The sequence below is a fragment of the Nostoc sp. genome (assembly GCF_036919595.1).
Classification (GTDB): Bacteria; Cyanobacteriota; Cyanobacteriia; order Cyanobacteriales; family Nostocaceae; genus Nostoc.
Genome location: NZ_JBALCO010000081.1, coordinates 12,385 through 32,981 on the forward strand (window position 1 = coordinate 12,385; position 20,597 = coordinate 32,981).

General features: G+C 42.7%; 21 protein-coding genes, 2 tRNA genes and 2 pseudogenes. 15 read left to right on the plus strand and 10 right to left on the minus strand.

From position 1 onward, the window contains the following. Positions 1-60: 60 nt before the first annotated feature. Together V7K21_RS11635 and V7K21_RS11640 are read left to right on the plus strand one after the other, a co-directional pair. Positions 61-597: a peroxiredoxin family protein gene (locus tag V7K21_RS11635; protein WP_335174325.1), complete on the plus strand. Its 537-nt coding sequence runs from the start codon at positions 61-63 to the stop codon at positions 595-597. 57 nt (positions 598-654) lie between these two features. Continuing rightward, a pseudogene (locus V7K21_RS11640) lies at positions 655-1,326 on the plus strand (glutathione S-transferase family protein). Positions 1,327-1,371: 45 nt separating this feature from the next. Here V7K21_RS11640 and V7K21_RS11645 read toward each other — a convergent pair. From V7K21_RS11645 to V7K21_RS11655, 3 genes are all read right to left on the minus strand, one after another. Continuing rightward, positions 1,372-2,406: a DnaJ C-terminal domain-containing protein gene (locus V7K21_RS11645; RefSeq protein ID WP_335174327.1), complete on the minus strand. Its 1,035-nt coding sequence runs from the start codon at positions 2,404-2,406 to the stop codon at positions 1,372-1,374. 176 nt (positions 2,407-2,582) lie between these two features. Then, the gene (locus V7K21_RS11650; protein ID WP_335174329.1) at positions 2,583-3,092 is read right to left on the minus strand and encodes an AAA family ATPase; all 510 of its coding nucleotides are present in this window, start codon (positions 3,090-3,092) and stop codon (positions 2,583-2,585) included. Positions 3,093-3,190: 98 nt separating this feature from the next. After that, a complete protein-coding gene (locus V7K21_RS11655; RefSeq protein ID WP_335174331.1) occupies positions 3,191-4,480 on the minus strand; it encodes a glucose-1-phosphate adenylyltransferase in 1,290 nt (429 codons plus the stop codon). A 586-nt stretch (positions 4,481-5,066) separates the two neighbouring features. Here V7K21_RS11655 and V7K21_RS11660 point away from each other — a divergent pair. After that, positions 5,067-5,270, plus strand: a pseudogene (locus V7K21_RS11660) (CU044_2847 family protein). Between the two features lie 43 nt (positions 5,271-5,313). On the opposite strand, the gene V7K21_RS11665 reads toward V7K21_RS11660, so the two are convergent. Both V7K21_RS11665 and V7K21_RS11670 read right to left on the minus strand, forming a co-directional pair. Next, a complete protein-coding gene (locus V7K21_RS11665) occupies positions 5,314-5,613 on the minus strand; it encodes a hypothetical protein (RefSeq protein ID WP_335174333.1) in 300 nt (99 codons plus the stop codon). Positions 5,614-5,727: 114 nt separating this feature from the next. Next, positions 5,728-7,455 carry a S8 family serine peptidase gene (locus V7K21_RS11670; protein WP_335174335.1) on the minus strand — a complete coding sequence of 576 codons (1,728 nt, stop codon included), beginning with the start codon at positions 7,453-7,455 and terminating at the stop codon, positions 5,728-5,730. Positions 7,456-8,263: 808 nt separating this feature from the next. Between V7K21_RS11670 and V7K21_RS11675 the strand changes: the two genes are divergently transcribed. Continuing rightward, positions 8,264-9,736 (plus strand): glycoside hydrolase family 13 protein, encoded by a 1,473-nt coding sequence (locus V7K21_RS11675; RefSeq protein ID WP_335174337.1) that lies wholly within the window; start codon positions 8,264-8,266, stop codon positions 9,734-9,736. A 78-nt stretch (positions 9,737-9,814) separates the two neighbouring features. Here V7K21_RS11675 and V7K21_RS11680 read toward each other — a convergent pair whose 3' ends face one another. Next, on the minus strand, positions 9,815-10,234 hold the full coding sequence (locus tag V7K21_RS11680) for a fasciclin domain-containing protein (protein WP_334724917.1): 420 nt from the start codon (positions 10,232-10,234) through the stop codon (positions 9,815-9,817). A 166-nt stretch (positions 10,235-10,400) separates the two neighbouring features. Here V7K21_RS11680 and V7K21_RS11685 point away from each other — a divergent pair, with 166 nt between their 5' ends. From V7K21_RS11685 to V7K21_RS11700, 4 genes are all read left to right on the plus strand, one after another. Continuing rightward, positions 10,401-10,637, plus strand: a complete 237-nt coding sequence (locus tag V7K21_RS11685; RefSeq protein ID WP_273767371.1) for a DNA-directed RNA polymerase subunit omega — start codon at positions 10,401-10,403, stop codon at positions 10,635-10,637. A gap of 23 nt (positions 10,638-10,660) precedes the next feature. Beyond that, on the plus strand, positions 10,661-11,272 hold the full coding sequence (locus V7K21_RS11690; protein WP_335174339.1) for a hypothetical protein: 612 nt from the start codon (positions 10,661-10,663) through the stop codon (positions 11,270-11,272). Between the two features lie 49 nt (positions 11,273-11,321). After that, positions 11,322-11,687: a DUF1818 family protein gene (locus tag V7K21_RS11695; RefSeq protein WP_335174341.1), complete on the plus strand. Its 366-nt coding sequence runs from the start codon at positions 11,322-11,324 to the stop codon at positions 11,685-11,687. A gap of 50 nt (positions 11,688-11,737) precedes the next feature. Then, positions 11,738-11,811: transfer RNA gene (locus tag V7K21_RS11700), tRNA-Pro, on the plus strand. A 265-nt stretch (positions 11,812-12,076) separates the two neighbouring features. Here V7K21_RS11700 and V7K21_RS11705 read toward each other — a convergent pair. Together V7K21_RS11705 and V7K21_RS11710 are read right to left on the minus strand one after the other, a co-directional pair. Next, the gene (locus tag V7K21_RS11705) at positions 12,077-12,520 is read right to left on the minus strand and encodes a type II toxin-antitoxin system VapC family toxin (protein ID WP_335174343.1); all 444 of its coding nucleotides are present in this window, start codon (positions 12,518-12,520) and stop codon (positions 12,077-12,079) included. Then, the gene (locus tag V7K21_RS11710) at positions 12,508-12,747 is read right to left on the minus strand and encodes a hypothetical protein (RefSeq protein ID WP_335174345.1); all 240 of its coding nucleotides are present in this window, start codon (positions 12,745-12,747) and stop codon (positions 12,508-12,510) included. Before V7K21_RS11710 ends, V7K21_RS11705 begins: the two co-directional genes overlap by 13 nt. A 380-nt stretch (positions 12,748-13,127) precedes the next feature. Here V7K21_RS11710 and V7K21_RS11715 point away from each other — a divergent pair, with 380 nt between their 5' ends. Next, positions 13,128-14,768, plus strand: a complete 1,641-nt coding sequence (locus tag V7K21_RS11715) for a metallophosphoesterase (protein ID WP_335174347.1) — start codon at positions 13,128-13,130, stop codon at positions 14,766-14,768. 166 nt (positions 14,769-14,934) lie between these two features. On the opposite strand, the gene V7K21_RS11720 is transcribed toward V7K21_RS11715, so the two are convergent. Further along, on the minus strand, positions 14,935-15,867 hold the full coding sequence (locus tag V7K21_RS11720; protein WP_335174349.1) for a serine hydrolase: 933 nt from the start codon (positions 15,865-15,867) through the stop codon (positions 14,935-14,937). Between the two features lie 9 nt (positions 15,868-15,876). On the opposite strand from V7K21_RS11720, the gene V7K21_RS11725 reads away from it, so the two are divergent. From V7K21_RS11725 to V7K21_RS11735, 3 genes are all read left to right on the plus strand, one after another. After that, complete coding sequence (locus tag V7K21_RS11725) at positions 15,877-16,599, plus strand: C40 family peptidase (RefSeq protein WP_335174351.1); 723 nt, start codon at positions 15,877-15,879, stop codon at positions 16,597-16,599. Continuing rightward, the gene (locus V7K21_RS11730; RefSeq protein WP_335174353.1) at positions 16,596-17,609 is read left to right on the plus strand and encodes a glycosyltransferase family 2 protein; all 1,014 of its coding nucleotides are present in this window, start codon (positions 16,596-16,598) and stop codon (positions 17,607-17,609) included. Before V7K21_RS11725 ends, V7K21_RS11730 begins: the two co-directional genes overlap by 4 nt. 150 nt (positions 17,610-17,759) lie before the next feature. Further along, a complete protein-coding gene (locus V7K21_RS11735; protein ID WP_335174355.1) occupies positions 17,760-19,013 on the plus strand; it encodes an MFS transporter in 1,254 nt (417 codons plus the stop codon). A 35-nt stretch (positions 19,014-19,048) separates the two neighbouring features. Here V7K21_RS11735 and V7K21_RS11740 read toward each other — a convergent pair. Next, a tRNA-Arg gene (locus V7K21_RS11740) sits at positions 19,049-19,122 on the minus strand. Between the two features lie 34 nt (positions 19,123-19,156). On the opposite strand from V7K21_RS11740, the gene moaC reads away from it, so the two are divergent. The 3 genes from moaC (at position 19,157) to V7K21_RS11755 (ending at position 20,512) form a co-directional block, all read left to right on the plus strand. Then, positions 19,157-19,666 (plus strand): cyclic pyranopterin monophosphate synthase MoaC, encoded by a 510-nt coding sequence (gene moaC / locus V7K21_RS11745; RefSeq protein WP_442948871.1) that lies wholly within the window; start codon positions 19,157-19,159, stop codon positions 19,664-19,666. 163 nt (positions 19,667-19,829) lie between these two features. Further along, on the plus strand, positions 19,830-20,084 hold the full coding sequence (locus tag V7K21_RS11750) for a hypothetical protein (RefSeq protein WP_273767384.1): 255 nt from the start codon (positions 19,830-19,832) through the stop codon (positions 20,082-20,084). Between the two features lie 119 nt (positions 20,085-20,203). Then, the gene (locus V7K21_RS11755; protein WP_335174356.1) at positions 20,204-20,512 is read left to right on the plus strand and encodes a DUF3181 family protein; all 309 of its coding nucleotides are present in this window, start codon (positions 20,204-20,206) and stop codon (positions 20,510-20,512) included. Positions 20,513-20,597 lie beyond the last annotated feature (85 nt).

Below are 20,597 nucleotides of genomic sequence, written 5' to 3' on the forward strand. Positions count from 1 at the left end.
CCTCCATATGTATCTGTGGTTTTTTCATACAATAGTATTTAAATAATCAGGGTTAATATTATGCTTACTTCAACTGATTTTAGTGGTTTATTGAATGAGCGCTTCTTCCGCAATTTTTTACCAGTTCCAGCAACACATCAACTCAGGTTGGGAGTAGGAACACCAGATTTTAAACTGCCAGATATTACCAACGGGACTTTAGTAAAATTGTCTGATTATAAAGGCAAGCAACCAGTATTAATCGCCTTTACTCGGATATTTACCGAAAAACAATATTGTCCTTTTTGTTTTCCTCACATCAAAGCTTTGAAGGAGAATTATGAGCAATTTAAAAAGCGTGGTATAGAAGTTTTGATGATTACTAGTACCGATGAACGGCAGAGTCAAATAGTTGTCAGGGATTTAGCCTTACAAATGCCGTTGCTGAGTGATCCAAGTTGTCGCATATTTCGTACCTATCAAGTAGGACAAGCACTGGGAGCGCCTTTACCAGCCCAGTTTGTATTAGATAATGAGGGAAAACTCCGCTACTGGCATTTATTTTCTTTTCTGGATCACAACGCCAGTATTGATACATTGTTAGAACAATTCAATTGAGTATAAGGTGTAAGATTGGCAATGTCCGCCCTACTTGTAAAGCTGTGAGGTTATCTCATGTTAACCCTTTATCATTCACCTATTTCTCCCAACTCTCGCCGCGTCTGGATTACTCTACTAGAAAAAGGACTTGAGTTTGAATTGGTAGAGATAAAACTGGATGGAGAGCAGTTTAAACCAGAGTTTTTGGCAATTAACCCTTTCCACCACATTCCAGTGTTGGTAGATGATGGCTTTAATGTAGTGGAATCTTTGGCAATTCTGGACTATTTAGAGGCAAAATACCCCACGCCTGCGATGTTGCCAAAAGATACCAAGGATTTAGCGATCATTCGGATGGTACAACTGGTAACTGTGAATGAGCTTTTGCCAGCAAGCAGCACATTTTTACCTCAGTTTCTCGGCTTACCTGGAGGAGATCCAGAAAAAATCGAGAAGGCGCAGCAAAAAATTGCCACAGTGCTAAAGTTTTTTGAAAATTTATTAGATGATCGCCCAAACTCAAGCTAGTCACAACCTGACTCTTGCCGAAGTTGTGGCTGGAACTGTAGTAATGCGGTTGCCGAGAGTAGGCATTTTATTAAGTGAATATCCAAAACTGAGTGCTTGGTGCGATCGCTTCTTAGTTGCACGGACAACGTGGCAAGCCACGGAGGCTACACCGGAGGCAATCTGGAAGCGTTTAAGTCCATTGTGGTAGCCAGAAATAAACAGCAAATTCATCCTTAATTAATGTAGAGACGGTAAATTTACCGCCTCTACAAAGGTAAATTTTCACAGCTTAACTTGCTGCAAATGACTGCGGGGATTATAAGTACGTATAGCCCTAATTTTTTCATAATATTCCCGCTCTTGCTGGCTGAGGTCTTTTGGTGGTGCGATCGCCACTTTCACCAACTGATCGCCGCGTCCACCCTTAGCTACAGGCCAACCTTTGCCACGTAAACGTAGAGATTGACCAGAACGCACTCCTGCTGGTAGCTTGACATTAACTAAACCATCAGGAGTGGGTACATCAATAGACGCTCCTAAAGTAGCTTCATCTGGCGTGATTACTACTTCGCACACCAAGTTATCGCCTTCCATTTGGAAGAACGAATGCGGCTGAAGTTCGACTTTTAAGTATAAATCCCCTCGTTGTTGAGTCATCGGGTTAATTTGACCTTTGCCCCGCACGCGCAGGCGAGTACCAGGTTTAGCTCCAGATGGGATACGAACATCAATTGTTTCGTTACCTAAACTGAAGCGCTTTTGCACACCGTTAAATGCTTCAGCAAAAGTTAGGCTGATTACAGCTTCTGTGTCCTGGGAAGTACCGGTGCTTGCATCACCAAACCCATAATCGTTAAAGCCGCCGCTAAAACCACTCGCCGCACCTGTAGAACTGCGGTAAGAGTAATTTTGTGAGTAATTTGAGTAATTTTGTGAGTAACTTTGTTGTCGTCCACTGCGAGGGCTAGCACCGCCAAAGCGTCCTAGCAACTCATTAATGAACTCATCAAAATTGCCGTATTGACTGAAGTCAAAGCCACCCATATCAGCACCAACACCGCCGGATGGGAAACCTTCACCAGCTTGTTTCCAATATTGACCGAATTGGTCGTATTTTTTGCGTTTATCTACATCTGACACAACTTCGTAGGCTTCGCTAACTTCTTTGAAGCGTGCTTCTGCTTGTTTGTTATTTGGGTTGACATCGGGGTGATATTTGCGGGCTAGTTTACGAAAGGCTTGCTTAATCTCCTCTTGAGTGGCAGTCTTACTAACTCCCAAAATTGCGTAATAGTCTTTGAAGTCGGTTGCAGCCATCTACTAGTCTCCTATAGAAATTCCTGTTATGTTTTTTTTAAGATCACAGATTCTTTATTGCTAGGTATAGTGCCAAGCAATAAAGAATCTGATTTTAAATTAGCAAACAATATAGAAAATCAAGTGTGGTTCTTGCTCACCGTGCGATCGCAATTTCCGTACTCCGATTTTTCTGATCAGCGGATCAGGCTGTCTAGCCCTTCTTCCAGGCTTGGGGGAGCATCTCGGAGTTGACGGTGCATCCGCAAAATAATTTCTTCTGGAACCTGGCGCGATCGCCTTTTATTGCGTGCCAAACACAGCGAAACTGGCGTATCCACCCAAATTCCTGTAATCTGGGTAAAGCCCAAGTTACGGGCTAAAGCAATGACTTGACGCCGATGGCGGCGCTGGGCGTTGGTAGCGTCGATTGCTGTATTTTCTGTAGAAATAGCTTGCTGAAATTGCCGTTCTACTTCTCGCCAAATCAGCAGCCACGGTCCCTGAATGGCTTGCGAACCGAACAGTTGCCCCCGGATGGCATCCGTAGAAATCAGTGACATCTGGGGGCATTCTGCCAGTAATGTTTTTGCCAAAGTTGACTTACCGCTACCTGGAAGACCAATCAGTAATAAAAGTGAGCAGTGAGAAGTTAGGAGTGAGGAATTAAAAGTGAGGAATGAGAAGTAATCAGAATTTTCAGTCATTAACTCCTAACTCCTAACTCTGTCAATTTTAGATTTTGAATTTTGGATTGAAGAAAAAATCTAAAATCTAAAATCTAAAATTGAATGACTCCTAACTATTAAATGATTGTTCCATCAGGAATTACAGCATTTTTCAGCACCACCACGATACCACTACGGATATAGAAACCTTGACTTTCACGGTCAGCTTCTTGCACATTATCTTTATTGATAATTTTGACATCGTGACCGATACTGGCGTTTTTATCGATGATGGCACGGCGAATAAGCGAGTCAGTACCGATACCTACGGGAATGTCACCTTTTTCTGCGTTAGATTGGCGTTCTACAGAAGCTTGATAAAAATCTGCACCCATGAGTAGGGACTCTTCAATGACGCAGCCAGATTCAATCCGCGATCGCACTCCTAATACTGAATGTTGAATGCGGCAATTTTTCAGAATACAACCTTCGCCGATAATTGATTCTGTGATCTGGCAATCTAAAAGTTTACTCGGAGGTAAGTAACGAGGGCGGGTATAAATTGGTGCTTCTTCATCGTAGAAACTAAAGGGTGGCTGGGGTTGCTGAGTTAAGGCTAAATTTGCGTGATAAAATGCTTCAATTGTTCCAATATCTTCCCAGTAGTCATCAAACAGATAAGCTTGAACATTGTAATCCTTAGAAGCATCAGGAATAATTTCTTTGCCGAAATCAGTCCGTTCTAAACCTTCTCTCAATAACTTGAACAAAACCTCTTTTTTAAAGACATAAATCCCCATCGAGGCGATGTAAGGCTGTTCCTGGGCTTGTTCTTTTGTTAATCCCAGTACGCTTGTATCAACGCGCATTTTGATTAACGCTTCACCTTTGGGTTTTTCGCTAAAATCTATTACTCTACCAGAATTGTCAATTTTCATCAAGCCAAAATCCGAGGCGCGGCGCTCATCGATAGGGATGACTGAGAGAGTAATATCAGCACCCGTTTCTCTATGGCGCTGGATAAAATGGCGATAATCCATGCGGTAGAGGTGATCACCGGAGAGGATCAAATATTCGTCTACATTCCATTCTTCCAACAGCCACAGGTACTGACGCACAGCATCGGCTGTACCTTGGAACCAGTTGGGGTTTTCTAGAGTTTGCTGTGCGGCTAGCACTTCCACAAAACCTTCGGTGAAGCCAGTAAAGTTGTAGGTACGGGCGATGTGACGATTCAGGGAAGCTGAGTTGAATTGTGTCAGTACATAGATTTTGAATATTTCGGAATTTATGCAGTTACTGACAGGGATATCGATTAGGCGATATTTCCCCGCTACTGGTACTGCTGGTTTAGCACGGAGTTTGGTTAACGGATAAAGACGTGTACCCGCGCCACCACCAAGAATCATTGATAATACTTTCTTCACAAAATTTCTCCCGACTGCCTTTCAACTCTCATATTCAGTTTAGGACTGTATGTGGCAGCTGGTAAGGGGGGAGCAAATATTCTCAGGGATGAATTTTACAGAATGCTGTTGGTGATGGATAGTGCGTCCACTGACGAAACAAAATAGAACATTTGTATTAAAAAGGGATATATAGAAGCGATCGCTACACAAGTTTTATGACTATTACCATTTTTCTGTGGATTTGCACATTAAGATACCCCCAATTCCCTCAAAAAAGGGGGTAAAAGAGGCAGGAGGATCTGATTTGTGGCAAAATCACACAGAATTGGTATTGACACCTTTTTTTGGTAGACATCGTGGACATTTTATACTCCTTTGAAGACATCGATGATCGCAAAGTTCAATTAAGTTAATTGATTGCTGAAACGGTTGATAATAATTACTCTTCAACAAAAAATTCCCTAGATGTGACTGATTTTGCTGTTTTTGTCGAGTCAAAACATCAACAAATTTGCCCAAAATATCTTCTCCTGGTGTAAAAGATATGATCTCCCATTGACTGCTTCCAGGGAGGTGATCGCTCGGATGCAACAAGCAAAGCCAAATGATTCGCTCTTATACTATCTATGCTCTTAGTGCTTTTAAAGACTTCAATACTGCTGAGATTGAGGAGGTAAAACTTTCATTCGGCATTAAGTTGGGTGGCTAAGCTGGCATTCCTTACATTACCGAAGGTTCAGCTGAAAGTAATCTGCAAATTGAGGTGAAGTGTAAGTTTCCAAAAAAACAAAAACCTGATTTACAGTAACTGCAAAAAATTATCCGCGTAGTGTAGGGTTAGGCAATGCCCATTAAACACCCAACTTCCCTATATTTATTTTCTTATTAACCAAACGTAATTGCTGCGATCGCTTTAAATACTTCACCCAAGGTTGCTCTGACAATTGGGAAATGGCATTTTGTGACAGTGTTGCCGTAAAAATATCTTTGCCACTAATAACACCACTGACGCCTAAACTTTCTAAAATAGCAGTTGCAGCAGAGTCTAAAATTGGTTCAGTATGGATGAAAACCTCCAAACTAGTTTCTTCTGAATCTTGAACATCATTCAGCGCTGTAGCAAGAGCGGCGTCTAGTTTCTGATAATTCATCAGCAATTCCTTGGTAAAAAGGGCAGGCAATAATTCCCTACCCTAACTTATCAAAGTTATAGGTTTTTATCGCCTACCCTTGTACAGAAATAATATCCACCTTTTTCAGTCTGATTACAGATTTAAAGCATTAATCACTCCATAACCCCATTTGTGATCAAATGTGCCTGCGGGTTTTCCGGGAATGGCACTATTTTTGCGTAGTAAGTCTTTCACAGTAGCCGGATCAAGTTTAGGATCTCGCTGCAACAGCAATGCTACTAATCCACTAACCAACGGTGTCGCCATACTCGTACCAGCCTGAACCACAAACTTGGAATTAATCATCGATGAGCGGTCAAAACTGGCATCGGCGGAAAGGGTGGAAACAATCATTGCTCCTGGTGCTGCTACATCGGGCTTGTGTCCATCATTGCGTAGTGGACCTTCACTACTGAATTCCGAAATAGTATGCAATTCTAAGCCCATTTCTCGCACTTGGTTATCAATATCTGTGTACTTGGTTTTAGTAGTATAGGCAGCAACTGTGATTGCACTGCTGGCGGCTCCTGGCGAACCAATTTTTATCGCATCCTTCACGCTTTTACCTGTGAAAAATACTGACGAAGTGTCATCTAATGTCCACACATTTAACCGTGTGTCAGTTGAAGAAGTGTTGCGGACTCGCAGTTGCCAAACACCTCCCATTACTGGCGAGGGGCCATTACCACGTATTTGTACAAAGAAATTATGGTCGCCGTTGGCTTGATCTGGCCCTGGTGTCGCTAATTGCACCCGTGCATCCGGTAATTGGTAATCTTGTGCAGGATTGGCGTCAATAATTATCTTTTGGAAGGGGGTGACAAAACCGTTCGGACTCCGCACTGATACTTCCAATTCGCTATCTTTAGAATACCAAGCGTTTAACCAGACTATGCCTATTTGATTCAAAGGAACATTAAAGCGCATACCACGAGTGCGCCCACTGGGTATCGTCGCTTGTCCATGAATATTGGCGTCCCCTTCGTTACCCGCAGCACAGCAAACAATTCTTCCAGGGCCAGTTTCGGCGTCAATGACTTTGGATAAGGAGTCGCTACCATCATGGGGATCAGCGTGTCCACCCAAGCTGAGATTCACCACTGCTGGGCGTCCCAACTCTCTAGCAACTCGGAAAATGTAACGGACGCCATCAGCAATGTGGGCATCCTGTAAATCTGATCTGACGACAACTAATTCTACCTCTGGTGCTACACCACCATAGGTAGTATCGGCACCAGCGGCAATTCCAGCAACGTGAGTTCCATGACCACCAGTGTCCTGAGAAATTGTCAGTTGCGCTCCCGTCAATTCAGCCCCATAGCCGCCCTCTGTGACTCCTGGGCCTGGTAGTATTTGATCCCAAATTTGTAAAATTCGCCCAGCAAAGGCGGGGTGTTTCGGATCAATGCCACTGTCTATAATGCCGATGATTACTCCTTTACCAGTCAGTCCGGTATGGTTCTTAAACTCCGGCAGTTTGATTTTTACTAGTGCAGTGTCCATCCTCAAATGAAGTTTGCGTGATGGCTTAATCCGCTGAATAACATCTTCTTCAGATAAGACATCTAAACTCTCTATTGGTAAGAAAGCTGTCCGCACACTCCCAGAGTTCTGATTGACTTCAATATTATATTGTGACAGATAACTCAAGTCTGCATCAGGGTCGCAGTAAATAAAAACGACGCTCTTAGTTGGCTTGACCGGGCTTTTGTGGGCAGTTATCCCAAGCGATCGCTTATGTGTAACTAAAGCTTGATCTCCTTCATTTTGATAGTCTTGAAATGCCAAAAGTAGTCCGGGAGAAAGTTTTTCGTGTCTCATTTTTACCTCAAATTTAATTTATTGGGTGAAAGCAAAGTAGTTTACCCTGATAAGTCGCTCTAGGATTAATGCAGACTATGTAGTTTTTTCGCCTTGATTATTTGATGCGACTATAGTTATCTATTTTTTTCCTAAATAACATCAAATAAGCTTAGAAGGCGGGAAGTTATTCCTAAGACAATTGCTAATTCATAACTCATATTCATCAATTATGTCTCCCTCATAGTGATTTCTCTGGCTCGTGAGACATTTTGAGCAGCCGCATCTAAGAATTACCCAAGACTGGCGTCACTGGGAATTTTTATGAAGCTATTAAACTGATCCAGTGTCTGCCTAAATGATTACGGACAAAGTAAATAAAATAAAATAAAGAATAATTAAGTAATAAATCAAAAAGATAATTTTAATAAACATTAAACACTAACGAATTGTAGTCAGAATAATTAATAGTGATTATCTGCGAGGTTGCTCTAGAACAAGGCGCTTAAACCCCAAGTTTCACAAAGAATTGGTATAAATCAGGACTTATAGGTAACAGAAAATCGTAGACGCAAAGCGGCTTGCCGCAGGCTACCACAGAGGACGCAGAGAAGCCAGTGCGCTCTTGCTCCCGACTTGCTACGCGCAGCGTCTCCCTTAGGAGAAGCAACTGGCGCGACACGGAGGAATAAGAGTTTGAAAGTTTTTTTGCGTAAGTTTTATAAATCCCTAATGAGTACTGAGAAATCACAGATTTTCTATCATAAGTAGGAGCCATAAAGAAGCTAATATTTGCAACGATCGCTTCTGAAGCTACAAAAAGTTATTCATGCAAATTCAAACACCAGACTGGGTAAAACACGCTGTTTTCTACCAAATATTTCCAGATCGCTTTGCCAGAAGCAAACAGCCGCGTAAACGGCTGCTACGTGAAGCCCGTTGGGAAGATTGGGACGCTATGCCAACACTCCAAGGTTATAAAGGCGGCGACTTATGGGGCATCATGGAGGGTTTAGACTACATCCAGGATCTGGGAATCAACGCGATTTACTTTACACCCATTTTTCAATCCGCTAGCAATCACCGCTATCATACCCACGATTATTACCAAGTTGATCCGATGCTGGGGGGTAACGAGGCTTTTAAGGAATTGCTTGACGCAGCCCATCAACGGAATATCAAAGTTGTTTTGGATGGGGTGTTTAACCATTCCAGCCGTGGCTTTTTCTTTTTCCACGACGTTCTAGAAAATGGTCCCCATTCGCCTTGGGTAAATTGGTTCAAAATAGAAGGCTGGCCTCTTGCACCCTACACGGGTGAATTCCCCGCAAACTACGTAGGTTGGGCGGGAAATCGCGCCTTGCCAGAATTTAACCACGACAATCCAGAAGTACGAGAATACATTATGGAAATTGCCGAATATTGGATTAAATTCGGCATCGACGGTTGGCGGTTAGATGTACCATTTGAAATAAAAACTCCTGGCTTTTGGCAGGAATTTCGCGATCGCGTTAAGGCAGTCAATCCCGAAGCTTACATTGTGGGCGAAGTCTGGGGAGATTCTCGACAGTGGTTGGATGGAACGCAATTTGACGGGGTAATGAATTATCTATTTGCCGGGCCAACAATTGCCTTTGCGGCTGGCGATCGCGTAGTCTTAGAACAAGTCCAAAGCCGTGACTATCAACCCTACCCACCCTTATTTGCTGCTGAGTACGCCACTAAAATCCAGGAAGTACTGGAACTTTACCCTTGGGAAATTCAGCTAACTCAACTCAATTTGCTAGCAAGTCACGATACAGCCCGATTGATGACCATTGCAGGCGGCGATAAAGCTAGCGTGGAATTGTCAACTCTACTGCTACTCACCTTTCCCGGTGCCCCCAGCATCTACTATGGTGATGAAGTTGGTTTACCTGGTGGCATAGATCCAGACTCACGTCGTAGCTTTCCTTTAGAAGCTAAGTGGGAGCAAGAAATTTTCAATAGTCACCGTCAATTAATTGCCCTACGCCACACTTACCCAGCGTTGCGTACAGGTGATTACCAAGTCCTCCATGCTCAAGGACAACTTTATATCTTTGCGCGAACTTTGGGGACAGAGGAATTGATAATTGCCATCAACCCTGGCACAAGTTCGGCAACAGCGAATGCAGATGTCGTCAGTTTGCGTAGTCAACCCAACAAGCTGTTATATGGCACTGCTGAGGTTGAGTGGAATGGTGAAGCAAAAACTCAGCAGTTGTCATTAACTCTTCCTGAACGTAGTGGCTGCATCCTGGGAGTAGGCAATGGGGAGTAGACAATAAGCAGAGGGGCAGAGAGGATAGGAAAGCGGAAAGACTTACTGCAAATTCTCCCCTACTCCATGCCTTATACATTAGCTTCCCGCCACCATTGCAGGCATCAACACTGCATCAATAATATGAATCACGCCATTGTCTGTCAAAATATCTGTTTTGAGGACATTGGCGTTATTTACCTTAAATTTGCCGTCGGCAGATTCAATGGCTACAATTGACCCCTCAAGCGTTTCTGCCTCATTAATCTGTACCAAGTCATCAGACCGAACATCCCCACTAGCGATATGATACGCCACAATTTTCTTGAGCTTGGGGATATCTTGTAGTAGCGAATCTAAAGTTCCCTCTGGCAGATTCGCAAAGGCTTCATCAGTTGGTGCAAATAGTGTAAAAGAACCAGGACTCTTCAGAATTTCTATGAGATTTGCAGCTTCCGCAGCCTTTACCAGGGTATTGAAGTTTCCCGCGTTGACAGCAGTTTCCAAAAGGTCAGCCATAAGGGTGTGTCACTTTAGTTAGGTAATACTATATAAGTAACTTAACTTATAAAGTGATTAAAACATTCTCAACCTCTATGTTGATAGAGGTTGCTAGCGATTAAATACACACCAGCAGATTTATCAGGACTGCTACACTGGGGAATGACCCCAAGAACCACTAATTATGCTAAAGCGTTCTAAGTTCGAGACAACTCAGTCTCAGATTATGCACCGGGCTGAGGAGCTGATTGGTGCAGCCTCAAATCGTTACCGGATTACGGTTCAGGTGGCAAATCGTGCTAAACGTCGGCGTTATGAAGACTTTGAAAGTAACGAAGATGTGATGATGAAACCAGTGTTAAGGGCAATTATCGAAATGTCCGATGAATTGACTCAGCCAGAGATTATTGGTGAAATATAAAAAAAGACTTTAAAGAAGGTAGGATGAGCAAAAATTTATCGTTCATTCCACCCCGACTCAAGCCCTGGCAGGCACTCACTGCCTTAATGGTAGTGGGTGTAATTGTTTTGAGTTCAGGGGCTGATAAATCATCAATACAGACAAATTTATTTAGCATCCAACCTGCGATCGCTCAGAGAATTACTCCTGGCGATGTTTGGCAGCAAGTGTATCAGCAATTGCCAAATTTACCACGGGAAAATAAGTATATCAGCAAAGAAAATGGAAAAGTTGCCGAAAACAACACCTTGGTAAATCGCCTGATTAAATATCACATTTATACCAAAGGGCGTGCCCCAATTTATCGCTTAGATTGGAAGCTAACTTTAGCTGATTACCTGGGTGCGAACGAAATTATCTATGATACTAGCTATCCAGGAAATGATTCACTACGGGAAAATCCTCTAGAAGGCGATCGCAAAGCCATCAGTCGTCTCACCCGCAGCCAGCGAGATGCTTTAGTGCAAGTCTTAGTCAATATATTTAATCCTACTTCTCAAAATACCCTATCGCCTAACTCGAATACCACAGCCAATCCTAGTACATCAACTACCCCACAGCCGCCCCAACGAGGAGGTGCCGAATTACTGAAGTAATAGGAAAGTTATGAGTTGTAAATTAATAACTCCTAACTCTTAACTTTTTATGGAACGCGTTGTAAAAAGCGGATCTGGCTGGCGTATTGGCTGGAACCCCGATGCACCTGATTTTAAAGGTTTAGTTGGTACAGATGATTGGGCAATTGAGTTAACCGAAGCCGAGTTGAATGATTTTTGCCGTCTATTAGCACAACTAGCAGATACCATGAAACAACTCGCAACTGAATTAATGGAAGAGGAAAAAATTGCCTGTGAAGCTGAAAGCGATTTATTATGGATGGAGGTGGAAGGTTATCCTGATGCTTACAGTCTGCGCTTCATCTTGAATACAGGGCGGTGTGTAGAAGGTAAATGGGATGCTTCTGCTGTTCCAGATTTACTGCAAGCTACTGGGATACTTAAGGTTTTTTAAATTTGCCTATTGATTATCCTAGAGTTTTGTTATAGAATAATAATTCTGACCGGGGCGTAGCGCAGCTTGGTAGCGTGCCACTTTGGGGTAGTGGAGGTCGTGGGTTCGAATCCCGCCGCTCCGATTGATGATAAGCCATGCCTGTTAGTCTTTTTAAAAGATTGGCAGGTTTTTTAATCATGTCTGCCAGATGATATAAAATCTTTAGCATAAAATCATTCCAAAGCTTCACTACAAATAAATTGAGTTCAGTATTGTGAGTGATACAGATACCGTAGATATTAGAGAGTTAACGCTGGAAAATCAGAGAATTTTAAATTATCTAGAATCTTTGAAAAAATAATTGTCCTAAGGTGCATAAAATTTATTTAACGCAGCATATCCAGAGTTCAAGATGCTAAAACTTCGCTGAGGATAATAACTGGTAAACCGGGGACATTGCGAAAGCCTTTATCGTTGGTTATAAACTGGTTGCTATTAACAGATAAGGCTATAGCTGCATGAATAGCATCAGGTGTTTTTAAGTTTGTTGTAGCGCGAAGGTTAGCAGCTTGTGGCAGTATAAATTGACTGATAGGAATTAGTTGCATATTTTCTGACAACAGCAGTTCTTCGTAAGCATTGACTAAAAAGGTATCATTGTTTTTCAAAGGAATAACTAAAGTCTCCATCAATATAAGTTCACTGCTGACAACTTCAATTTCTCCTGTGTGAAATTTTAACCATAGGGGTCGCAGTAGTGAATAGTAATTGGGGTTCCACTCAACACTGTAAATTCCGATTGATGTATCTATATAGATGACGCCAGAAGAGGGGAGTATTAACTGTCCCATGAATCCCGTTCCTCTTGCAGCTGTCTATCTATTTCTTCAACACTTTTTGGTGTGCGTTTAGCGTGAACTTCTTCTATAATTTCTATTGCAGAACGCCGTTTAACTTTAGGCTTTTCTGGCAAAATAACAAATACATCAACGGTGTCACCAATCTTGGATTCTGGAAGTTCTATTTCTATTTTGTTTCCTGGTAAAACTTTAGTTGTGATGCGTAAAGCTGCTTGCATGATTTTTTCAACCTTATACAGTTAGGACATCTTCGTAAATATCTGCCATTGTTAGGGTTAACCCTATTGAGTTTAATTCTAGTATATTGTCCTACAAGCCATACAGGGCAGCGAGATCATCTATTTCTTTCTCCCATATTTCACAGTTAACGCCTTTTGCGTCTAGGCACTTTTGGACTAGTTTAGATATTGCTTCGCGTTCTGTATTAGAAACACTAAAAAGGCTAATAATAAAACTGCGTTCAGTCAGTGAATACTCTGAAAAATTTGGTGTATTACTTATGCTCAGACGCAAAAGCCGCCGTAAAATCTCCTCAGTGGCTATGCTTGCCCTTGTTATATGCTTTATGGTAAGTGTGCGTTTATTTGGGCAAACAATTATGACATTAGCACCCCAACTGCTCACCGACCCATTTTTGCAACTGCCAACTGAAACCTCAGTGCGAGTAGTTTGGTTTACTGAGTTTGCTGGTGTTGATCACACAGCAACCTACGGCGAAAATCTCAAACAAACTGCCAAGGCAAATACTACCAAACTTAGTCGCACGCGTGAAGACCAAGAGTCAAGAGTTGCAAACCAAACCAAAAATAATCAAGTTTATCAAAAACCCGTTCAGCGAGACATTTGGCGACATGAAGCTGAGGTGACTGGATTAACTCCTGGTGTGCGGCTAAACTATCGGGTTACGAGTAGGAGAGAAGACGGCGAGAGTGTTAGCAGTGATGTTTTTAGCCTCGCAGCTACTCCAAAACCGAATACACCATTAAAAATTCTGCTGACCTCCGACCATCAGTTAAAGCCGATGACATCTGCAAATCTGCAAAAGGTGGTAGAAACAATTGGACGAGTCGATGGGGTGTGGTTTGCTGGTGATTTGGTCAACGTTAGCGATCGCGCCTCAGAATGGTTTGATAATAATAGTGGTGGTGCATTGTTTCCTGGTTTACAAGGTCGTGCTAAATATGACATGACGCACAACGGTGTTAAGACAACCTATACTGGTGGACAAATAATTCAACATGCACCCATGTTTACTTGCGTTGGTAATCATGAGGTGATGGGGCGATTTGCCAGGATAGGAAGTTTAGATGGTGAATTTGATGATACAATTCCCCGTGTCGTTGCTCAAAAAATCTACCAGGACAAATCTTTAATAGATAATTCTTTTAATACTAATACCTACGAAGAGATTTTCTCTTTACCAAAAAGTAAAGAGGGTGGAAAAAGGTATTATGCAGTCAGTTTTGGTGATGTGCGTTTGGTGGTACTGTACGCTACAAATATGTGGCGCACTCCCAGCTTAGATGGAAAGCGTAAGGGTAGATATCAGGAAGCAGAAAAGGATTTAAATAATCCTGAAAATTGGGGTTATGGGCAGTTGATTTATGAGCCAATTGCTAAAGGCAGCAAGCAGTACAATTGGTTAGAGGCAGAACTTGACAGATCTGAGTTTAAACAAGCAAAATACAAAGTCGTGATGTTCCATCATCCGCCTCACACTCTAGGTGATAATATAGTTCCTGCTTATACAGATCCAATTCAAATAATTGAACGAGATGGTAATAATATCAAAGCAGTGCGTTACGAGTACCCGAAAGACGCAGATTATATTATCCGCGATGTTGTGCCTTTACTAGAAACGGCTAATGTACAATTGGTATTCTATGGGCATTCCCATTTGTGGAACCGCTTTGTTAGTCCCAGTGGAATGCACTTTCTGGAAACATCTAATGTGGGCAATACTTACGGTGCTGCTTGGGGTGACAGAAAGCGAGAAGTACCAATTGGGTATCAAGAGGATTATGTTAAGGTTGGTGATCCCAATGGTTTAGAGCCGATAGTGCCAACAATTGCTCCCTTGCTGGGCGAAGATGGGAAGCCGATGCCTTATATTACGAGTAATGATATTACGGTTTTCAGTATCTTTGATACGGGGACGGGTACAATAAGTAGTTATCGTTTTGATACTCGCAAGCCGGATTCGGAAGTATTGAAGTTTGATGAATTTAAGTTGAAATAATATATATGCACAGATGTGCATTGGTGTCAATTTAAGCCAAAAGTTTTGAAAATCTCGTTTCCAGGTTACACCTGAAAATGCTATTAATTGGGATGCCAATAATGAGGGAGGCGGAGCCTCTGAGTAGGCATTCCCAGTCTTCGACTGGGAACGAGGCAGTTTGAAATTATAGACTAGCGATCGCTTCGGCAACTAATTTAGAAACAAAGGGCAAAATAGCCCGGCTCTTAGCCTGTGCTTTGCCTTCAGTAAATACCACTAAGAGGTAGGGGCGCTGATTTGGTAATTCAATATACGCGGCATCATGGCGAACTTGACTTGTCCAACCGGCCTTTGACCAAATTTGAGCATTTTCAGTCAGTCCACCACCTAAAAAACCTGTTACCTGATCTTCCTCAACGTCAGCGGACAAATCGTTGAGAGTCCGTTTGAGCAAAGCCATCATTGCTTGCGATCGCCCACTTGAAACTGCCACCCCGCCTATAATACTATGCAGTAACCTAGCGATCGCATTTGTTGTTACCATATTACGATTTTCCAGTAACTCTCCCACAAACGCCCGTTCTCGTCCATAGGGGCCATCACCCCAAGTTTTTTGACAGATGTTAATCGTTTCCATTTCTTCCCAACCCAAGGATTGGTAATAGCGGTTAACAATATTACGCTGATATTTCCAGGTTTCAAAGGGTCCAGTTGGTAAATGTGGACCGGAGGTGGTACCACTGAGAATATCCACAATCAAGCTGGTAGCATCATTACTAGAATCTACAATCATATCCTGCAAGGCTCGCTCCAACTCCTTGGAGGTTTGACTCATGCCTTTTTCTAACCATTCGTTTACCGCCACCAGATAAAATAGCTTGATTACACTGGCGGGATAAATCCGCTCAACACCGCGATAAGTGAAACCACGAACTGGGTGATCCCAAAAAGCTTTGGGAGTCAGAGCGCCACCAGTATTTACTAGCACTGGTGGATCGTAAACAACCCAAGTTAACGCAATTTGGTTACGGGCTAAAGTCCCAAATGCTGCCCAAGTTGCATCTAAAATGCCTAACCCAAGATTTTCGAGTTGTTCGTCTTTATTAAAAAAAATCATTCTCGAATAATGTCCTTTAATCTAAAATCCAAAATCCCAAATCCAAAATCAGGGGAATATCAGTGTCTAGCTAACCTGAACTTATATGATTCTCCTGAATGTACACGCTTGGCAACTCAAGCCGCATCTGGGCGACATTTATGGGTAACATCAAATCATCAAAATTCAGCGGTTGAGCTGTATTTGTGTGAAGATGACTATCCGGGATGGGTATCCCTTTCAGATTTTGATTCATTACAATCAGCTACTGTACCTTATCAGGCTGCAACATTTTCTGAATCTGAAATTAAAAAACTCCTAGCAAAGGTGATCGCCTTTACCCAAAAAGCGATGCAACAATCCAATTATTACCTTTGGGGTGGTACAGTAGCACCAAATTATGACTGTTCTGGGTTGATCCAGGCGGCGTTTGCTTCGGTAAGCATTTGGTTACCCAGAGATGCTTATCAACAGGAAGGATTCACTCAACCAATTACTATTGCAGAATTAGCAGCCGGGGATCTAGTATTTTTTGGAACTAGCCAAAAAGCAACCCATGTCGGACTTTATTTAGCGGATGGTTATTACATCCATAGTTCTGGGAAAGAGCAGGGACGGGATGGGATTGGGATTGATGTTCTCTCGGAACAGGGAAATAGGGTTAGTCAGTCGTACTATCAGCAGCTGCGAGGTGCTGGTAGAGTTTTTAAGAGTTACGAACCACAGAGATGCACAGGACGCACAGGTATATGAGGAGTGGGAAGGTTTATCAAGGGTTGAGTCAGGAAAATGGGGTGATTTTAGCAATTGTCCCAGATGTTTCGGTGGTGGTGCCGATACATGACGAAGTGGAAAGTTTGCCGCTTTTACTAGAAGCGATCGCATCTACTTTATCCTCTAGTCAGATAAATTATGAAATAATTTGTGTGGATGATGGTTCTACAGATGGTTCCGGGGAGTTTCTCAAAGAACAGGCGCAAATCCGCACTGATTTAAAAGCGGTGATTTTGCGTCGCAACTACGGTCAAACTGCGGCTATGGCTGCTGGGTTTTATTATGCTGTAGGTAAAGCGATCGTTACTTTAGATGCTGACCTCCAGAATGACCCAGCTGATATCCCCATGTTATTAGCAAAGCTGGGCGAGGGTTACGATTTGGTGAGTGGTTGGCGACAAAAACGCCAAGATGGTGCTGTAAATCGGTTACTTCCTTCCAAAATTGCCAATTGGCTAATTCGTCGCACCACCAGCGTGAATATTCATGACTATGGCTGTTCGCTGAAAGCCTATCGGGCAGAACTATTGGCAGATATGAATCTCTATGGGGAACTACACCGATTTTTACCTGCCCTGGCGTACATTGAAGGAGCTAGAATTACTGAAATACCAGTGCGTCATCACGCCCGTCGTTTTGGTCGGAGTAAATATGGGATTTGGCGGACATTCCGGGTGTTGATGGATTTGTTAACCATTCTGTTTATGAAAAGATTCCTCACCCGCCCGATGCACGTTTTTGGGCTATTGGGCTTGATTTCAATGGTTTCGGGGACAGGGATCGGAATTCACTTGACGTTCGTCAAATTTGCTTTCCATGAGGACATTGGCAATCGCCCTTTGCTGATTTTGGCAGTTCTCCTGTTACTAACTGGAGTGCAGTTGTTTTGCTTCGGTCTTTTGGCAGAATTGCTCATGCGTACTTACCATGAATCCCAAGGACGGCCTATCTATCGTGTGCGAGAGGTGGTAGCAAAAAATATTGACTAAGGTAACAATAGTTATGGGGCATTGGGCATTGGTCATTGGTCATTAGTAAATAATTAAGAGTAAATATTTGGTTGACTCTAGACAAAGGACAAATGACTAATTACAAATGACTAATTACAAATGACAAAAACCAATTAAATTGCATCTACTTTGAAAGCATTTAATACCTTTGACGCTGGACTACGGCGCAACCTGCTGATTTTGTTTACAGCAGGTTTATTATTCTGGTCGAGCATATCTTCGCTCTTACCAACCCTACCGCTTTACATCGATGATGTGGGCGCAAGCAAGCAAGAAATTGGAATTGTGATGGGCAGTTTCGCTATTGGGTTATTGCTATCTCGCCCGATGCTGGGACGATTAGCCGATAAAGATGGTCGAAAAATTGTCTTGTTGATTGGTACGATCGTAGCTGCGATCGCACCCTTTGGTTACTTGGCAACCCAATCAATTCCACTGTTGATCCTGGTGCGGATTTTTCATGGCATTAGTGTTGCCGCTTTTACCACTGGCTACAGTGCGTTAATCGCTGATTTAGCTCCCGGCGAAACTCGTGGTGAAATCATTGGTTACATGACCCTAGCAACTCCCCTTGGTTTAGCAATTGGCCCTGCCTTGGGTGGGTATTTAGAAGCTACAAGTGGTTACGGGATATTATTTCTCTTCTGTGCAGAATTGGGTTTTGTCGCTCTCTTAGGGATTGTACAAGTCACGAATCCGCCAGTGCAGACACAACAGCAAACAGAGAGAAACGATCGCAACTTTTGGCAAATTTTAAGCAGTCCACGGATAAAAGTTCCAACGATAGTTATGTTGCTGGTTGGCTTGTCCCTAGGTGCTGTACACACTTTTGTGTCGTTATTCCTCAAATCCACTAATGTGGATTTTAATGGCGGACTGTTTTTTACAGCTTCGGCAATTTCTAGTTTTAGTATCAGAGTGTTTGCTGGTAAGGCAAGCGATCGCTTCGGTCGTGGTTTGTTTATTACCTTTGGTATTTTTTGCTACGTTTTGGCGTTAATACTGCTGTGGCAGGCTCACAGCGTAATCTTTTTCTTACTGGCTGCGATCGCTGAAGGTGCTGGTGGTGGTACACTGATCTCCATGATGATCACGATGATGGCAGACCGCTCACTGCCGCAAGAACGGGGGCAAATTTTTGCTCTATGCATAGCTGGACTTGACCTAGGAATTGCGATCGCTGCTCCTCTTCTGGGTATCATCGCTGAACAGGTAGGCTACCGCGATATGTTTGGCTACGGTGCTGCGATCACTTCTGTTGCACTTGTCCTTTTCCTCACCCAGTCGAGCAAAAACTTATCCAACTCTCTGCGCTTCGCACTAGGTCTAGCTCCAGATGCCTACGCCTTGAACAACTTAAAGGCTAGGAGTGAGGAACTTTAATTCCTCACTCCTAATCAACTCTTAACTTTCAAAAACGGGCGAGGAGGGATTCGAACCCCCGACACCGTGGTCCGTAGCCACGTGCTCTAGTCCACTGAGCTACACGCCCTCACCGACAATCTATATTAACACGTTCTAATTAAATGATGCAAGATAATTCTCCATCTAATTTTGCCAACTTAACCCATCTAGATCGCCAAGGACAGGCACAGATGGTGGATGTGTCTGACAAAGCACCCACCGTTCGCCAAGCAGTAGCCGCTGCTAATGTGCAGATGCTGCCTGCAACCTTCGCTGCCATTCAAGCCGGAAATGTGCCAAAAGGAGATGTGTTAGCAACTGCAAGATTGGCTGGGATTATGGCAGCCAAGCAAACAGCCACTTTAATTCCTTTGTGTCATCCGTTGCCTTTACAAAAAATCGCAGTCGAAATTATACCCGATCCGCAACTACCTGGTTATCAAATTCAAGCCACAGTCAAAACCAAAGCTGAAACTGGTGTAGAGATGGAAGCCTTAACTGCCGTTTCTGTGGCTGCCCTGACTTTATACGATATGGCAAAAGCTTTGGAAAAGTCGATTCAAATTGAATCGATTCGTTTAATCAGTAAGAGTGGCGGGAAATCAGGAGATTATTTCCTGCAAGAGCATTAGATAAGGGCGCATTTTACTTTGAAAAAATCTGTAAGTATGCTGCAAACTGTTCTGCCCGTTGGCTTTTTTAATTAGATTATGACTGGTTATAGAGGTCTAATAGCAACCCCTGTCCCAAAAACCTTAGAATGAGTAAGTGTATTAAAATCTGTAACAAATATTTATGCCTCCTCGTTGGCCTCGCGAACCCGATCGCAAAGATCCTGATTACCGCAAGATAGATGACCGGATGAATTTTGCCATCCATGTGGCGATCGCTGCTAGTATTAATTCTGGCTTGTGGTTTTTCCACATCTTGAAAGCCACTACCTGGGAATGGCTGCCTGGGGTGACTTTAAGTTGGACAGGAATATTGTTAGTACATCTAATTTATATTGCTGCGATCGCTAACTACAGTGATCCATCTAAATCCATCTGAAGACGGACTACTGATGCTGGGGCGATTGTAACCTGTGGTAGTAGGATTAGCCTCTCAATTGAGCGATAATGTGAGAAAGCCTGAGATTTTGCGCTCTTTTTTAATGTAGGGTTATTTTTATGGCTAAGACTAACACCACAGAACTACTAGAAGCCCTAGCAGCTGAAATTGGCGAAAACGTCTACATAGACATTGCCAAATGGCATCTTTATTTATCTAATGCCAAACTGCATACCCTTGTTGCTGAACAGTTGTATCCCTTAATTACTTCCAAGAATGTAAATGAAGACCAAGTTATAAAAGTCTTGAAATCAATTCCAGTAAAAATCGGTGGAGGTAAAAGCGAACTTCCTTTAATCGATTTACTACCACTGCAATCCCAGGTCACCTTAGTAGATATTTTAGAAAAATATCAACGCGAAATCTAATCGCTAAAACTAAGATTCTTTTAATTAGATAATTTTATCGGTCAGCATTCCCTTATTCAATTTTAGATTAATATGTTGAATTGGG

Excerpts from the sequence above, each read along its gene's own strand:
- V7K21_RS11635 (WP_335174325.1), top strand. The coding sequence starts at position 61 with ATGCTTACTTCAACTGATTTTAGTGGTTTATTGAATGAGCGCTTCTTC.
- V7K21_RS11645 (WP_335174327.1), bottom strand. The coding sequence starts at position 2,406 with ATGGCTGCAACCGACTTCAAAGACTATTACGCAATTTTGGGAGTTAGT.
- V7K21_RS11650 (WP_335174329.1), bottom strand. The coding sequence starts at position 3,092 with ATGACTGAAAATTCTGATTACTTCTCATTCCTCACTTTTAATTCCTCA.
- V7K21_RS11665 (WP_335174333.1), bottom strand. The coding sequence starts at position 5,613 with ATGAATTATCAGAAACTAGACGCCGCTCTTGCTACAGCGCTGAATGAT.
- V7K21_RS11670 (WP_335174335.1), bottom strand. The coding sequence starts at position 7,455 with ATGAGACACGAAAAACTTTCTCCCGGACTACTTTTGGCATTTCAAGAC.
- V7K21_RS11675 (WP_335174337.1), top strand. The coding sequence starts at position 8,264 with ATGCAAATTCAAACACCAGACTGGGTAAAACACGCTGTTTTCTACCAA.
- V7K21_RS11680 (WP_334724917.1), bottom strand. The coding sequence starts at position 10,234 with ATGGCTGACCTTTTGGAAACTGCTGTCAACGCGGGAAACTTCAATACC.
- V7K21_RS11685 (WP_273767371.1), top strand. The coding sequence starts at position 10,401 with ATGCTAAAGCGTTCTAAGTTCGAGACAACTCAGTCTCAGATTATGCAC.
- V7K21_RS11690 (WP_335174339.1), top strand. The coding sequence starts at position 10,661 with ATGAGCAAAAATTTATCGTTCATTCCACCCCGACTCAAGCCCTGGCAG.
- V7K21_RS11695 (WP_335174341.1), top strand. The coding sequence starts at position 11,322 with ATGGAACGCGTTGTAAAAAGCGGATCTGGCTGGCGTATTGGCTGGAAC.
- V7K21_RS11705 (WP_335174343.1), bottom strand. The coding sequence starts at position 12,520 with ATGGGACAGTTAATACTCCCCTCTTCTGGCGTCATCTATATAGATACA.
- V7K21_RS11710 (WP_335174345.1), bottom strand. The coding sequence starts at position 12,747 with ATGCAAGCAGCTTTACGCATCACAACTAAAGTTTTACCAGGAAACAAA.
- V7K21_RS11715 (WP_335174347.1), top strand. The coding sequence starts at position 13,128 with ATGACATTAGCACCCCAACTGCTCACCGACCCATTTTTGCAACTGCCA.
- V7K21_RS11720 (WP_335174349.1), bottom strand. The coding sequence starts at position 15,867 with ATGATTTTTTTTAATAAAGACGAACAACTCGAAAATCTTGGGTTAGGC.
- V7K21_RS11725 (WP_335174351.1), top strand. The coding sequence starts at position 15,877 with ATGTCCTTTAATCTAAAATCCAAAATCCCAAATCCAAAATCAGGGGAA.
- V7K21_RS11730 (WP_335174353.1), top strand. The coding sequence starts at position 16,596 with ATGAGGAGTGGGAAGGTTTATCAAGGGTTGAGTCAGGAAAATGGGGTG.
- moaC (WP_442948871.1), top strand. The coding sequence starts at position 19,157 with ATGATGCAAGATAATTCTCCATCTAATTTTGCCAACTTAACCCATCTA.
- V7K21_RS11750 (WP_273767384.1), top strand. The coding sequence starts at position 19,830 with ATGCCTCCTCGTTGGCCTCGCGAACCCGATCGCAAAGATCCTGATTAC.
- V7K21_RS11755 (WP_335174356.1), top strand. The coding sequence starts at position 20,204 with ATGGCTAAGACTAACACCACAGAACTACTAGAAGCCCTAGCAGCTGAA.